The sequence below is a fragment of the Lysobacter sp. Soil_N_51 genome (assembly GCF_057655755.1).
Map to the genome: position 1 here is coordinate 549,051 of NZ_JBDGLR010000004.1, position 14,935 is coordinate 563,985.

A 14,935-nucleotide genomic window follows, 5' to 3' on the forward strand; every position below is an offset into this window, starting at 1 on the left:
TGCCGTACCTTGCCACCTTGGCGCGCGAAGATCGCGTCAGTGCGTTTGCGCACGATTTCATTTTCATTCATCAAGCTGCATCGGGCGCAGAGCGTCGTAACGCGATATCGATGAAGCATTCAGTCGCTAACTGTGACGCAATTCCGCGGCGGTGCGTTGACGCAACACGACGCACTCACACGGACGGAACAGCGAAACTGACACAGCCGAATCTAACCCGAGATTCATTTGTCGAACACACGCGCTTAACCCGACACACGAGTGATATTCACTCTATCGATCGTGTCGATATCGATGAATACGGCCGGCGCCGTTGGTCGGATCGGCGTCTATTCGCGGCGTTCGAACCACGTGATGCGCGAATGAATGCGAATGCTGCGCGAAACCACATCGTGTGGACGATGCCGCATGACGATCCGGCACGGCGATGTGGCGCTATGAAAGACTCCGCGATAACCCGAGGTGCTATCGACGTGACGCGCCTGACTCGGCCTAGATCCGCCCGAGATTGCGCAGCACGTCGTCGATCGTCGACTCCACCGCGGCCGCGGCACCGCCAGGCCGGCGCATCAGCAGACGATGCACCTCGCGTTGCGCGTCCGGCGGCAGGGTTTCGATGTCCTCGACCTGCCCGGCCAGCAGGCTCGCCACCGCGACGCCGTCGCGGAACGCGATGCGCGCGCCGGGAATGCGCGGCACCTTGGCGCCGGCCAGCACGCTGCCGGTGAGGTTGAGCGGATCGGCGGCGGAAATGCAGATCACTTCGCCGCTGTGCTCGCGCTGGCGGACCTGGCGCAAGGCGTTGACCGCATCGGGCAGCGCGTACTGCTCGCCGGTCATGCCGCTGACGAAGCGGCCGCCGCGGATTTCGCCGCGCGCTTCCAGGCGTCGGTAGACCCGCAACAGATCGCGCCACGGCGGCAACCATCCGGCTTCGCGCTGGATCAGCCGCCAGAACACCACGCCATAACGTTCGAGCAGGCGCCAGGCGATGTGCTCGGTCGCCTCGGTGCTGCGGGCGGCCACTTCGGCCGGCGTCGCGGCCGGTGTCGCGGTCGTCAGTTCGGTCGAAGCATCGAGCGGCCGGGTCAGCGACCAGCGGCCGGCGTCCTGCAGATCGGTCAACATCGCCCGGCGCCGCCGGCTACCGTGCGCCGAAGCGCGCTTGGACGGCGGCACCAGCAAGGCGCGCAGACCGGCGAAGCTGTCGCAGGTGATGCGGCCGCGGGTCACCAGTTCGCCGAGCGCTTCTTCCAGTTCGGTGCGCAGCAGATGCGCGGAGTGTTCAAGTTCGTCGAAGAACGAAGCGCCGCGCGATTCCAGCGCGGCGAGCACGCGTTGCGCGCGCGAGGACACCGGCGCCGGATCGGTGTTGCGCACCGCGCTCAGGCTCCAGTCGGCCAGGGCGCGGCGCGGCAGCAACACGATCGGGGTCTGGCGCACGCTCGGCACGCCTTGCGGCGCGGCCGGGTCGGTGCCGCCGGCGTTCGGACGCAACCGCGCCCAGGTCACCCGACCGGCAGTGCACAGCTCGTCCAACCAGGTCGAATCGTAGTCGCCGATGCGCGCCGGCAGCAGTTCGCTTTCCCACACCGAGGCCGGCGCCTCGTAGCCCTCGAGTTGTTCCAGCACCGTGCGCAGCGCCTGCGGACCGCTCATGCGGGTGGATTTGGACAGGTGCTGCCAGTCGAACAGGAAGCGCGCGTAATCGCGCGGCGCGACCGGTTCGATCTCGCGGCGCAAACGTCCGACCGTGTAGCGATGGATGCGCGCGAGCAGATGGCGTTCGCACCACTCCTCGTCGCCGGCGAGCAGGCTGGCGCGGCTGAAGCGGCCGCGCATCACATAGCCTTCCTGCTCCAGCCGCAGCAGAGCCAGTTCGATTTCGCTCGCCTCGCGATGGCTGTCGCGCGCCAACGCGGCGATCGTGGTCGGGCCGAGCCCGGTCAGGCGCGAACGCAGCAGATCGATCAATGCGTCTTCGGCGCTCCACTGCACCTGCGCGTATTCGCGCGGCACCTCGACCGCCGGTTCGGCGACGGCCTCGGCGAAGATCGCGTGGGCCTGCGGCAGGGTTTCCGTCGCGACCCACCACGACGGCGCCGGGTCGGCGGCGTGCAGGCGCAGAGCGGTGGCGCGGCCGTCGGCGGTCAGCGCACTCAGCCAATCGCTCCAGGCATTGGCCGCGGCTTCGTCGACGGTGACGTAGCCCAGCCCCATCAGCGCTTCGTGCATTTCGTCGGGGTCGCGCGCTTCCGGCCAGGCCTCGGCGCGCACCGCGTCGATCGCCTCCGGGTCGAGTCGGCCCAGATCGTCGGCGCTGTCGGCTTCGGCGTAACGCCGCGCCATCACCGCCTGGGTGCGGCGTTCCTCCAGCGGCGCATCGTCGAGGAAGGCGTACGGCTTGGCGTTGAGCGCCTCGGCCGCGATCGGCGACGGGCCGGTCACGTCGCGTCCGATCACCCGCACCTCGCCCGCCTCCAGGCGCCGCAGCATGCGCAGCCAGCCGGCGCTGTCCATCGCTTCGTACAAACAGTCCTGCAGGGTCTGTTCGACCAGCGGATGGTCGGGCACTTCGCGCTCGCCGACCAGGTTTTCCGCGCACGCGACCTGATCGGGAAACACCGTCGCCAGCAGATCTTCGCTCTTCATCCGCTGCAACTGCGGCGCGACCTTGCGGCCGCCGACGAAACGCGGCAACGCCAGCGAGGTGGTGGCGTTCCAGCGCCAGCGCACCGCGAACAGCGGCGCGTCCAGCAAGGCCTGGATCAACACGTCCAGGGCCGAGGCCGAATGCAGGTAACGCGCGACGTCTTCGAGCGGAAAACTGTGGCTGGTCGACAGCGACAGCACGATCGCGTCCTCGGTCGCGGCGGCCTGCAATTCGAAATTGAACTTGCGGCAGAAGCGCTTGCGCAGCGCCAGGCCCCAGGCGCGGTTGATGCGGCTGCCGTACGGCGAATGGATCACCAGCTGGGTGCCGCCGGATTCATCGAAGAACCGCTCGAACACCAACGTGTCCTGGGTCGGCACGATGCCGAGCACCTGGCGGGTGCGGCCCAGATAATCGACCACCTGCAGCGCACTTTCCGGATCGATATCGATCTGTTCGCCGAGCTTGCGCGCGGCGCCGCCGATATCGAGCGCGCCGAACGCGCCGACGCTCTCGCCCAGCAAGGCATCGACTACGCCGCGCAGGCGCGACACGCTGGACGACAATTCGTCGCTGCGGCCCGGCGCTTCGCCGAGCCAGAACGGAATATTCGGCGGCTGGCCCTGCGCGTCCTCGACCCGGACCCGGCCCGGTTCCACCCGCAGCACGCGGTAGCTGGCGTTGCCGAGCTGGAACACGTCGCCGGCCGAGCTTTCGATCGCGAAGTCTTCGTTGACGTTGCCGATCGTGTGGTTTTCCGGTTCCAGCACGACCGAGTAATCGCCGGTGTCGGGTATGGTGCCGCCCGACATCACCGCGGTCATGCGGCTGCCGCGGCGCGCGCGCAGCCGCGCGTTGACCGCGTCGCGATGGATGTAAGCCGCGCGCGGCCCGCGCCGGGTGGTGAAGCCGTCGGCGAGCATGCGCACGACCGCGTCGAAGTCCTTGCGCTGCAACTGCGCATACGGCCAGGCGCCGCGCACCAGCGCGTACAACTCGTCTTCGCTGCGCTCCTGCGCGGCCACTTCGGCGACGATCTGCTGCGCCAGCACGTCCAGCGGTGCTTGCGGAATCTGCAGCGCATCGAGTTCGCCGCGACGCACGCTGTCGAGCAAGGCCGCGCATTCGACCAGATCGTCGCGCGACTGCGGGAACAGGCGGCCCTTCGGCACGCCGCCGACGTGGTGGCCGGCGCGTCCGACCCGCTGCAGGAACGCGGCGATCGCGCGCGGCGAACCGAGCTGGCAGACCAGATCGACATCGCCGATATCGATGCCCAGTTCCAGCGACGCGGTCGCGACCAGCACCCGCAACTGCCCGCTCTTGAGCCGCTGCTCGGCGTCCAGGCGCAGTTCGCGCGACAGGCTGCCGTGGTGCGCGGCGACCACGTCCTTGCCGAGCCGGTCGGCGAGATGGCGCGCGGCGCGTTCGGCCATGCGCCGGGTGTTGACGAACACCAGGGTGGTGCGGTGATCGCCGACCAATGCGGCCAGCCGCGCGTACACCTCGTCCCATTGCTCGTGCGACATCACCGCCGACAGCGGCGAACCCGGCAATTCCAGGGCGAGATCGCGCTGCTTGGCGTAGCCGATATCGACGATCGCGCAATCGGGCTGGCCGTCGGCGTCGACCGCGTCGCTGCCGACCAGGAAACGCGCGACCTCGACGATAGGTTTCTGCGTCGCCGACAGGCCGATCCGCAACGGCGGTTTCGCGCACAGGCCGCGCAGGCGTTCCAGGGTCAGGCTCAGATGACTGCCGCGCTTGTCGTCGGCGACCGCGTGGATTTCGTCGACGATCACCGAGCGCACGGTCGACAGCATGGCGCGGCCGGATTCCGACCCCATCAGCACGTACAGCGATTCGGGCGTGGTCACCAGGATGTGCGGCGGCCGCTTGCGCATCGCCACGCGCTCGCCGGCCGGAGTGTCGCCGGTGCGCACCGCGGTGCGGATGCCGGGATCGCTCAGGCCCATGCGCTGCAACTGTTCGGCGATGCCGGCCAGCGGCGCTTCCAGGTTCAGATGGATGTCGTTGGACAGCGCCTTGAGCGGCGAGACGTAAACCACCGCGGTTTCGTCGCGCAGGCCGTGTTCGAGCCCTTCGCGCACGAGTTCGTCGATCGCGGCCAGGAACGCGGTCAGGGTCTTGCCCGAACCGGTCGGCGCGGCGACCAGGGTGTTGCGCCCGGCGCGGATGTTCGGCCACGCCAGCACCTGCGCCTGGGTCGGCGCCGGAAACGCCGCGTGGAACCAGGCGGCGACTGCGGGATGGAAATCGTCTAGCGCCATGAGTGGGGACGGCCTGCCGATTGGGGAGCGGTGACTGGGACCGTAACTAGATGGGGGCGATTCTGGCATTGGCCAGCGTGCGGGCGGTGTGTCTCAGGGCGTGCGACTGAATTGTTCACGGCTGCGGTGGGCGCGTTGCAGGGGGCTGAACGGGGCGATTTGCGATGGTCGCGAGGCTTCCAGCTTGCGACGTATCTGTGGTGGCGCGGTCGCGGCTTACGCCGCTCCTACAGGGGGATGGTTGAAGCTTCGTATCTCCCCGTAGGAGCGGCGTAAGCCGCGACCACGAACTGTCGGCCCGCAGCGCCACTCACTGCCTAGCAACCGCAATCGCTACGCCTAACGCTCAACACCAAACGCGCCGTTTCACTCACAACCCACCACCAAGCTTGACCTTACCATCATGGGAACCCACAACCTGCCCGGCATCGAGTCTCCCGGGAACCCCCATGAACGCCCCGCACCACGTCGCCCCCACCCCGCAGCGCCTGCGTTTGCAGGTCGCCGGAATGACCTGCAGCTCCTGCGTCGGCCGCATCGAGCGGGCGGTGTCCGCCCTGCCCGGCGTCGCCGAGGTCAGCGTCAATCTGGCTACCGAAATCGCCGAGATCGTTCACGACGCCAGCGTCTCCGCCGCGCAGATCGAACGCGCCATCGCCGCCGCCGGTTACCGCGTCCCCAGCGAGGACCTGGTGCTGACGCTGCGCGGGATGAATTGCGGTTCCTGCGTCGGCCGGATCGAAAAAGCGCTCAACGCGGTGCCGGGCGTGCTTGAGGCCTCGGTCAATCTGGCCACCGAGCGCGCCAAGGTGCGCATGCTCGGCGGCACCGACACGGCCGCGCTGATCGCCGCGGTGAAACGCGCCGGTTACGAGGCGAGCCTGCCCGACAGCGATCCCGACAATCCATCCGGCGGCGGTGCAAGTACCGCATCCGCTGGCGACAGCTCGCACGCGCCGCGCACCCACAGCAGCACAGCTTCCGCCGCCACCCACAGCAATACGAAGCCCGCGCTGACCCGCGAAACCCGTCATCTACTGATCGCCGCCGCGCTGTCGCTGCCCTTGGTCGCGCCGATGCTCGGCCTGTTGTTCGGCCAGCACTGGATGCTGCCGGGCTGGCTGCAGTTCGCGTTGGCCACGCCGGTGCAGTTCTGGCTCGGCGCGCGCTTCTACCGCGCCGGCTGGAGCGCGTTGCGCGCGCGCAGCGGCAACATGGATCTGCTGGTCGCGCTCGGCAGCACCGCCGGTTATGGCCTGAGCCTGTATCACCTGCTGCGCGGCGATCAGATGCAGCTGTACTTCGAAACCTCGGCGGTGATCATCACCCTGATCCTGTTCGGCAAATGGCTGGAAGCGCGCGCCAAGCGCCAGACCACCGCGGCGATCCGCGCGCTGCAGGCGCTGCGCCCGAGCAGCGCGCGGGTGCTGCGCGACGGCGTCGAGCACGAACTGCCGCTGGCGCAACTGCGGGTCGGCGATCTGGTCGTGGTGCGTCCGGGCGAACGCCTGCCGGCCGACGGCCGCATCGTCGAAGGCCTCACCCACGTCGACGAATCCCTGCTCACCGGCGAATCCCTGCCGGTCGCGCGCGAGACCGGCGACCGCGTCACCGGCGGCGCGATCAACGGCGAAGGCCGGATCGTGGTCGAGACCGTGGCGGTCGGCGCGGAGAGCGCGCTCGCCCGCATCATCCGTCTGGTCGAAGACGCGCAGGCGAAGAAGGCGCCGATCCAGCATCTGGTCGACCGGGTCAGCGCGGTGTTCGTGCCGGTGGTGATCGCGATCGCGCTGCTGACCCTGATCGGTTGGGGCCTGTATGCCGGCGACTGGAGCCAGGCCGTGCTCAACGCGGTCGCGGTGCTGGTGATCGCCTGTCCGTGTGCGCTGGGCCTGGCCACGCCGACCGCGATCATGGCCGGCACCGGCGTGGCCGCGCGCGCGGGCATTCTGATCAAGGACGCCGAAGCGCTGGAAATCGCCCATCGGATCGAAATCGTCGCGTTCGACAAGACCGGTACCCTGACCGAAGGCAAGCCGGTGCTGAGCGAATGGACCGCGCTCGACGGCGATCGCGACGCGCTGCTGCGTTTCGCCGCGGCGCTGCAATCGGGCAGCGAGCATCCGCTCGCGCGCGCCACCCTCAACGCCGCGCGTGCGCTGAAGCTGCCGCCGGTGTCGCGGTTGCAGGCGCTGGCCGGACGCGGCCTGCGCGGCGAGGTCGAAGGCCGCACCTTGCTACTCGGCAGCACCCGCATGCTCGAAGAAGCCGGTGTCGATCTGCAGCCTCTGCGCGAGGCGGCGCAGCGCCTGGCCGACAGCGGTCACAGCGTGTCGTGGCTGGCGCGCGACGGCGCCGACGGCGCGCAGTTGCTCGGCCTGCTCGGTTTCCGCGATACCCCGCGCGCCAACGCCCGCGCGGCGATCGAACGCCTGCATGCATTGGGTGTGAGCACCGCGATGATTTCCGGCGATCACATCGGCGCGGCGCGCGCGGTCGCCGCCGAACTGGGCATCGATCAGGTCCGCGCCGACGTGTTGCCCGAACAGAAGGCCGCCGCGGTCGCCGAACTCGGCCAGTTCCGCACCGTGGCGATGGTCGGCGACGGCGTCAACGACGCACCGGCGCTGGCCGCGGCCGATGTCGGCATCGCCATGGGCAGCGGCACCGACGTGGCGATGCAGGCCGCCGGCATTACCCTGATGCGCGCCGAACCGGGATTGGTCGCCGACGCGATCGAGATCTCGCGCCGCACCAGCCGCAAGATCCGCCAGAACCTGTTCTGGGCGTTCGGCTACAACGTCATCGGCATCGGCCTGGCGACCCTGGGCTGGTTGAACCCGGTGGTCGCCGCCGCGGCGATGGCCTTCTCCAGCGTCAGCGTGATCGGCAACACGTTGCTGCTGCGGCGCTGGAGGCCGGCATGAACACGACGCGCATGGACGCTTATGTACCCTTCGTTACCGGAACCAGGAACCGCGCCATGACCCGCACCGCGCCCGAACTCGCCCAGGCCAAGGCCGACGGCCTGCACAACATCGGCGAAGCCGCCCAGCTCAGCGGGGTGAGCGCGAAGATGATCCGGCATTACGAGAGCATCGACCTGATTCCGACCGCTGGCCGCAGCATCGCCGGTTATCGTCTGTACCGCGACAGCGACCTGCACCGGCTGCGTTTCATCAAGCGCTCGCGCTCGCTGGGATTTTCGATCAAGCAGATCGAGACCTTGCTGGGATTGTGGGACAACCGCTCGCGCGAAAGCGGCGAGGTCAAGCGGCTGGCGCTGGATCACGCGGCGGAACTGGCGGCGAAGATTCGCGAGATGCAGGCGATGCAGAACACGCTGGAACAGTTGGCGCGGCGGTGCCAGGGCGACGATCGGCCGGAGTGCCCGATTCTTGAGGATCTTGCTCAGGATGAGTGTTGTGGGGGATCGGGGGATGCGGAGCGCGGTGATGAGGCATCCGCGCCCGGGCGGCAGACCGTGAAGAAAGGTCGCTGAGTGACGAACGGCCGTAGGGTCGTGGGTTGTCGCGTCACTCTCAGAACGTCATTCCCGCGAAGGCGGGCTCTGCTTTATTTCGGCGGAGCCGAACATCCAGGGCCTTTCGTGCGAGAACGTTTGAAGTCACTGGATTCCCGCCTTCGCGGGAATGACGTTCTGGAGAGGTTTGTCGTAACCGAAGAGGCGCGCATGCGCATGTTCGCTATCTCCCTGTAGGAGCGGCGCAAGCCGCGACAGCGTCACCACGATTACGTCGCAACCTCCATCGCAGGCCGCGATCGCGCCACGACGACTACGACGAAACCCTCACCGCAGACCGCAATTCGCGGTCGCGGCTCGCGCCGCTCCTACAGGGGGCAGACGAAACAACGCGAACGATTGCGCAAGCTCAATTGAGCTTCGCCACCCACGCCAACGGCATCCGCTTCATCAACCACCCCAACGGCGCCCATGGCCACCACGGCACATAGGCCTTGGCTTTCTCCTTATCGATCGCCCGCACCAGCAAACGGCAACCCGTCGCCTCGTCGATGATGAAAGGCGTCTGCTTGGCCGGCGCGCCGTCGTTCATTTCGGTGCGGATGTAACCGGGATAGATCGTGCTGATCTTTATTGAGGGCTTGCGCAGCATGTCGGTGCGGATGCCTTCGGCCAGCGAGGCCACGCCGGCCTTGCTCGCGGCGTAGGCGGTCAGGCCGCCGCGCATGCCGCGCATCGCGCTCATCGAGGAAATCAACACGAGGTGCCCCTGACCGGCCGCGCGGAAGATTTCCACCGCCGCTTCGCACTGCGCCAGCGCGGCCAGGAAATTGGTTTCGACGATGCCGCGGTTCAAGGCGAACTGGCCCTTGCCGACCGGCGCGCCCTGGCCGATGCCGGCGTTGACGATCACCCGGTCCAGGCCGCCGAGCGCGTCGCGCGCGGCGGGGAACACCGCGAACACTTGCTCGTGATCGGTCACGTCCAGGCTGTGGATGCTGACCCGGATATCCGGATGCGCGGCATTCAATTCAGCCTTGAGCGCCTCCAGGCGATCCAGACGCCGCGCGCACAGGGCCAGGTCGCTGCCGGCGCGCGCGAACTCGCGCGCCATGCCGCGGCCGAGTCCGGAACTGGCGCCGGTGATGAGGATACGTTTGCGCATGCGGCGAACTCCGGTTCCGGTCGAGGCACGAGGCCTCAGCGATAAGTGATCAGGTCGGTACGTCCGTACAGATGGGCGTGGCCGTTGAAGGTGGACAGGCGCGGGCCGCCGCGGGCGACATGCACTTGAGTGACGCCGGCGTTGACCAGAGTCCAGCTGAGCTTCATCGCCTGCGCGTCGGGCGCCTGCAGCAGGTGCTGGACGATCGCGGCGATCGGGCCGCCGGAGGTGAAGACCCAGATGTTCGACGATGATCCCGCGGCTTCGGCCGCCGCCTGCAAGGCATCGCGGCAGCGCTGGCCGAACGCCGGCCACGGTTCGCTGTATTCGTGATCGAACTCGCCGCCCGACCAGCGCGTCATCGCCGCGGCGAACAGCGACTGGAAGGCGCGACGTGGATCGGTGGCGCGGCTGAGTTCGGCGACGAGGTGTTCGTGGTCGCTGTATTCGGGTTTGTGGCGGGCGATGATTTGTTGATGGTCGAATTCGTTCCAGCGTGGATCGATTTGCGGGGCGCCCCTCACCCCAACCCCTCTCCCGTCAACGGGAGAGGGGCTCGATTCGGCCGCGGCGTGTTGTGACGTTGTGGCGGACGAATACATCGCCGCCAGACATTCCTCGGCGGTCTGCCGATGCCGGCGCATCCCGCCGCAGATGGCGATATCGCCCTGGCCCGCCAGCGGCGCCAGCGCGGCGCCAAGCAGGCGCGACTGTTCGCGGCCGCGCTCGCTGAGTTGATCGTAATCGGCCGCGCCGAACGCGGCCTGGCCGTGGCGGATCAGATGGATGCTCGCAGCCATCTCAACGCCCTCGCCGGTCTTGCGCGATCGCGCGTCGACAACGCCAATGCAGGTAATTCACCGACAACCAGAAGCGCTTGAACGCCGGGTTGCGGGTCTGCCGGTGATGATAGCGGTAGTAGATCTGCTGGGCGATCGCCGACAGGCGGAATAAGCCATAGACCTCATAGAACGCCCAACTGCGCGGCTGCATGCCGGTGCGTTCGCTGTAGTACTGCATGACTTCGCGACGCGTGAACATGCCCGGCAAGTGAGTCGGCTGACGCCGGGTATCGCGAGCAATGAAATCGTCGCCGGCTTCGACCCAATAGGCGAGCAGATTGCCGACATCCATCAACGGATCGCCGAGCGTCGCCAGCTCCCAGTCCAGCACGCCGATCACCCGCGCCGGATCGTCGCGATCGAGCACCACGTTGTCGAAACGGAAGTCGTTGTGGGTCAGGCAGATGCGTTCGTCACGCGGCAGGTTGTCGCGGAGCCAGGCCATGATCTTGCCGCCGCCGGGGACGTTCCAGGTGCGCGCATCGGTATAGCGCTTGCTCCAGCCGTCGATCTGGCGCTGGCCGTAACCGGCGCCCGGCGCAAGATGTTCCAGACCGGCGGCGCGATGATCGACCTGATGCAAGGCGATCAAGGTATCCAGCACATGGATGCACAAGGTCCGCACCTTGTCGCGGCTCAGCTCCAGTCCGGGCGGCAGGTTCTTGCGCAGGATCAGCCCGTCGAGCCGCTGCATCACGTAGAACTCCGCACCGATCAGCGCGGTGTCTTCGCAATGCGCGTACATCGCCGGCACGAACGGGAACACCGGTTTTAGCGCCTGCTGGATACGGAATTCGCGTCCCATGTCGTGCGCGGACTTGGCTTTCTTGCCGGCCGGAGGGCGGCGCAGGATCAGATCGTCGTTGTCGTAGTGCAGACGATAAGTCCAGTTCGACGCACCGCCGGCGTACTGGGTGACCTGCGGCATGCCCTGCAGATGCGGCAGGCGCGGCTTGAGCCAGGCGTCGACCGCGGCCGCGTCGAGTTCCTCGCCCACGCGCACCGCGCGCGAGCCATCGCTGTTGCGTTCGGCCGTCACCGTCACGCCTTGCTGCCGACCGGCGCGGCTTCTTCTTCGCCCCGCCCTGGCCGGCGCGACGCATCGCCGCTTCGTACCAGTTGTACGGCAACAAGCGCTTGAGCATCCAGAACCGCCGCGCCGAGGCATGGGTGAGGATGCGGAACTCGCCGCGCGCGACGCCGGCGCGGATCATCGTCGCGATTTCGTCGGCGCCGATCTTGGACTCGTCGACCAGCTTGCGCATCCAGCGCGCATAGCGCGGATCGGTGCTGCGCAGGCTTTCGCTGAGGTTGGTGCGGAAGAACGCCGGGCACACCACGCTGACCTCGATGCCGGCCGATCCGAGTTCGGCCTTGAGCGTTTCCGACAGCGCCACCACCGCGGCCTTGGTCGCGTTGTACGCGCCCGCGAACGGCGGATGGATCAGCCCGGCCATCGAGGCGATGTTGACCAGGCGGCCGCTGCCCTGCTTTCGCAACAGCGGCGCGAACACCTTGCAGCCACGCACCACGCCGAGCAGGTTGATGTCGATCATCCACTGCCAGTCGGCGATCGGCATGGCCTCGACCGGGCCCATGTCGGCGACCCCGGCATTGTTGAACACCAGGTCGACCCCGCCCCACTGGGCCAGCAACCAGTCGGCCGCGGCCTGCAGATCTTCCTCGCGGGTCACGTCGCAATGTAGGTAATGCGCGGTCGCACCGGCCGCGCGCAACGCCGCGAGGGTTTCCTCGCCGCGCGCCGCGTTGACGTCACCGATGCACACGCGCGCGCCGTCGCGGGCATAGCCTTCTGCGAGTGCGCGGCCAAGCCCGGAGGCGCCGCCGGTGATGAAGACGCGGGTTGCGGTGGTCATGCCTGTTCCTTGTGAGCGCGTTCTTTCTGGTGTTGGCGGTTCTGGCTGGAACTCAAACCGTACTTGGCCAGTTCCATGCGCGCGACCATCGCACGATGCACTTCGTCGGGGCCGTCGGCAATGCGCAAGGCGCGCGCGATCATGAACAATCCGGTCAGCGGCAGATCGTTCGACACCCCGGCGCCGCCGTGCATCTGGATCGCCTGATCGACGATGTCCTGCAGCATGTTGGGCGCGACCACCTTGATCGCCGAGATTTCGGTCATCGCCGCCTTGACCCCGAACTTCTCGATCTTCCACGCCGCGTACAAGGTCAGCAGACGCGCCTGATCGATCGCCATGCGCGCCTGCGCGATGCGTTCGAGATTGCCGCCCAGGCGCAGGATCGGCTGGCCGAACGCCTGGCGCGATGCGCCGCGGCGGATGGTCAGTTCCAGCGCGCGCTCGGCCGCGCCGATCGCGCGCATGCAATGGTGGATGCGGCCCGGACCGAGCCGGCCTTGCGCGATCGCGAAGCCCTGACCGAGGCCGAGAATCAACTGATCCCGATGCACGCGCACGTTGTCGAACACGACCTCGCCGTGGCCGTACGGCGGGTCGAACTCGCCAAAGGTCGGCAGCATGCGTTCGATCCGCACGCCCGGCGCATCCAGCGGCACCAGCACCATGCTGTGGCGCTTGTGCGGTTCGGCGTCCGGGTCGGACAAGCCCATGAAGATCGCGAGCTTCGCGTCGGGATGGCCGATGCCGGTCGACCACCACTTGCGCCCGTCGAGCAGCAAGTGATCGCCGTCCACCCGCACGGTCGCCTGCATATTGGTCGCATCCGACGAGGCCACGTCGGGCTCGGTCATGCAGAATACCGAGCGGATCTCGCCGTCCAGCAGCGGCCGCAGCCACTGTTGTTTCTGCGCGTCGCTGCCGAAGTGATGCAGCACTTCCATGTTGCCGGTGTCGGGCGCGTTGCAGTTGAAGATTTCCGCGGCGAATTCGTAGTGGCCCATGGCCTCGGCCAGCGGCGCGTAATCGAGCACCGACAGGCCGGCGCCGAGCTGCGCATCGGGCAGGAACAGATTCCACAGCCCGGCCTCGCGCGCCTTGCGCTTGAGTTCGCCGATGCGCGGATGCACCCGCCACTGACGCCAGTCGGCGCCGGCATTGGTCTGCGCGTTCTCGCGCCGATACGCGTCTTCGAACGGCGCGATGTGTTCGGCGATGAAGGCCTGCAGGCGTTGCAGATACTCGGCGCTGCGCGCGCTGGGTGCGAAGTCCATCACGAATTCCCGATGCCGGCGAAGGCCCGGCCCGTCTGCATCCTAGGCGCCCGGCCGGCATGAATGAAGTGATCTTTGCTAACTTCCCATCATGAACCAGATTCATAACCGGACCGACCAGCTCGACCTCAACCTGCTCAAGGTGTTCGAGGCCGTCTACCGCGAGCAGAACCTCAGCCGCGCGGCGCAGGCGCTGTACCTCACGCCGTCGGCGGTGAGCCATGCCCTGGCCCGCTTGCGCCAGCAATTCGGCGACCCGCTGTTCGTGCGCGACGGCCGGCGCATGAGCCCGACCCCGGCCTGCCAGCGCATCGCGCCGCTGTTGACTGATGCGCTCAGCCGCCTGCGCGAGTTGCTGCAGCAATGGGATCGCTTCGACCCCGCCCAGGCCCGCCAGGGCTTCCGCATCGGCATGCCCGACGCGACCGAAACCGCGCTGCTGCCCGCATTGGCGCAAGCGCTGCATGCGCAGGCGCCCGGCGCGACCTTGGCCAGCGTGGCGGTGGCGCGGCGCGAACTGGGCCGCGAACTCGCCGCCGGCCAGGTCGACCTGGCGATCGACGTGGCCTTGCCGATCAGCGAACCGGTTCGGCATCAGCCCTTGTTCCAGGACGGCTTCTGCGTGGTGATGCGCGCCGGCCATGCGCTGGCGAAGCGGCTGAGCTTGAAGCAGTACCTGCAGGCGCGGCATGTGGCGGTGTCGACCCGCGCGAGCGGTCAGGTGATCGAGGACATCGCGCTGCTCAACCTCGGTTTGCAGCGGCCGATCGCGCTGCGTTGCCAGAACTACCATTCGGCCTGCGAGGTGGTCGCGCAGTCGGATGCCTTGTTGACCATGCCGGCGGGGTTGGCGGGGCGGATCATCGGCCGTTCGCGTTTATTGCGGGTGGCGGTGCCGTTCGCGTTGCCGGCGGCGCAGTTGCATCTGTATTGGCATGCGAACAGTGAGTTCGATCCGGCCAATCGGTGGTTGCGGGAGGTGGTGGTCGGGGTGTGTGAGCGGGGGTTGTTTGGGTGATTGGTGATTTTTTTCGCTGCGTGTTTGGATTGCGATTGGTCGCGTTGAAAACCTGAAATTGCATTCCCAGGAATAGCGCCTCGCCGCCCCCTGTAAGAGCGGCGCAAGCCGCGACCGCGCCATTACGGCAATGACGCGGCATGCGACGTAGTTGTGTCCACGTGGTCGCGGCTCGCGCCGCTCCTACAGGGAGGCCATGTCGCTTTTGCCTGGGCCTGAAGCCGCGCAGTTCATCCAGCGCCGCGAAGTCACGCACTCGCGTTAGCAAACGCACACCCGAAGGGCGGCGCACATGGATGTGCGCCGTGCGCCACCGAGACAGGATGTCTCG

General features: G+C 67.7%; 8 protein-coding genes and 1 pseudogene. 3 read left to right on the top strand and 6 right to left on the bottom strand.

Annotated elements, in window-relative coordinates; translation table 11 throughout:
• Positions 1-492: 492 nt before the first annotated feature.
• On the bottom strand, positions 493-4,944 hold the full coding sequence (locus AC3A4T_RS09605; RefSeq protein WP_487675181.1) for a DEAD/DEAH box helicase: 4,452 nt from the start codon (positions 4,942-4,944) through the stop codon (positions 493-495).
• 449 nt (positions 4,945-5,393) lie between these two features.
• Here AC3A4T_RS09605 and AC3A4T_RS09610 point away from each other — a divergent pair, with 449 nt between their 5' ends.
• The gene (locus tag AC3A4T_RS09610) at positions 5,394-7,871 is read left to right on the top strand and encodes a heavy metal translocating P-type ATPase (RefSeq protein ID WP_487675182.1); all 2,478 of its coding nucleotides are present in this window, start codon (positions 5,394-5,396) and stop codon (positions 7,869-7,871) included.
• A gap of 56 nt (positions 7,872-7,927) precedes the next feature.
• A complete protein-coding gene (cueR, locus tag AC3A4T_RS09615; RefSeq protein ID WP_487675183.1) occupies positions 7,928-8,446 on the top strand; it encodes a Cu(I)-responsive transcriptional regulator in 519 nt (172 codons plus the stop codon).
• A gap of 391 nt (positions 8,447-8,837) precedes the next feature.
• Here the strand turns inward: cueR and AC3A4T_RS09620 are convergent, their stop codons facing one another.
• The 5 genes and pseudogenes from AC3A4T_RS09620 to AC3A4T_RS09640 all read right to left on the bottom strand — a co-directional run bounded on the left by AC3A4T_RS09620 (position 8,838) and on the right by AC3A4T_RS09640 (position 13,586).
• Positions 8,838-9,593, bottom strand: a complete 756-nt coding sequence (locus AC3A4T_RS09620) for an SDR family oxidoreductase (protein WP_487675184.1) — start codon at positions 9,591-9,593, stop codon at positions 8,838-8,840.
• Positions 9,594-9,628: 35 nt separating this feature from the next.
• Positions 9,629-10,393, bottom strand: coding sequence for a histidine phosphatase family protein (locus AC3A4T_RS09625; RefSeq protein WP_487675185.1), 765 nt, complete (start codon positions 10,391-10,393; stop codon positions 9,629-9,631).
• A 1-nt stretch (position 10,394) separates the two neighbouring features.
• Entirely contained in the window at positions 10,395-11,474 is a 1,080-nt protein-coding gene (locus AC3A4T_RS09630; protein WP_487675186.1) for a phosphotransferase family protein, read from the bottom strand.
• Positions 11,475-11,559: 85 nt separating this feature from the next.
• A pseudogene (locus tag AC3A4T_RS09635) lies at positions 11,560-12,312 on the bottom strand (SDR family oxidoreductase); the annotation flags it as partial.
• A complete protein-coding gene (locus tag AC3A4T_RS09640) occupies positions 12,309-13,586 on the bottom strand; it encodes an acyl-CoA dehydrogenase family protein (RefSeq protein WP_487675187.1) in 1,278 nt (425 codons plus the stop codon). The gene AC3A4T_RS09640 and the pseudogene AC3A4T_RS09635, both read right to left, overlap by 4 nt.
• 91 nt (positions 13,587-13,677) lie before the next feature.
• On the opposite strand from AC3A4T_RS09640, the gene AC3A4T_RS09645 reads away from it, so the two are divergent.
• Positions 13,678-14,604 carry a LysR family transcriptional regulator gene (locus AC3A4T_RS09645; RefSeq protein WP_487675188.1) on the top strand — a complete coding sequence of 309 codons (927 nt, stop codon included), beginning with the start codon at positions 13,678-13,680 and terminating at the stop codon, positions 14,602-14,604.
• The last annotated feature ends 331 nt before the right edge of the window (positions 14,605-14,935 follow it).

What these genes read in the sequence shown, in the direction of transcription:
- AC3A4T_RS09640 (WP_487675187.1), bottom strand. Translation starts at nt 13,586, where the DNA reads ATGGACTTCGCACCCAGCGCGCGCAGCGCCGAGTATCTGCAACGCCTG.
- AC3A4T_RS09610 (WP_487675182.1), top strand. Translation starts at nt 5,394, where the DNA reads ATGAACGCCCCGCACCACGTCGCCCCCACCCCGCAGCGCCTGCGTTTG.
- AC3A4T_RS09605 (WP_487675181.1), bottom strand. Translation starts at nt 4,944, where the DNA reads ATGGCGCTAGACGATTTCCATCCCGCAGTCGCCGCCTGGTTCCACGCG.
- cueR (WP_487675183.1), top strand. Translation starts at nt 7,928, where the DNA reads ATGACCCGCACCGCGCCCGAACTCGCCCAGGCCAAGGCCGACGGCCTG.
- AC3A4T_RS09625 (WP_487675185.1), bottom strand. Translation starts at nt 10,393, where the DNA reads ATGGCTGCGAGCATCCATCTGATCCGCCACGGCCAGGCCGCGTTCGGC.
- AC3A4T_RS09620 (WP_487675184.1), bottom strand. Translation starts at nt 9,593, where the DNA reads ATGCGCAAACGTATCCTCATCACCGGCGCCAGTTCCGGACTCGGCCGC.
- AC3A4T_RS09645 (WP_487675188.1), top strand. Translation starts at nt 13,678, where the DNA reads ATGAACCAGATTCATAACCGGACCGACCAGCTCGACCTCAACCTGCTC.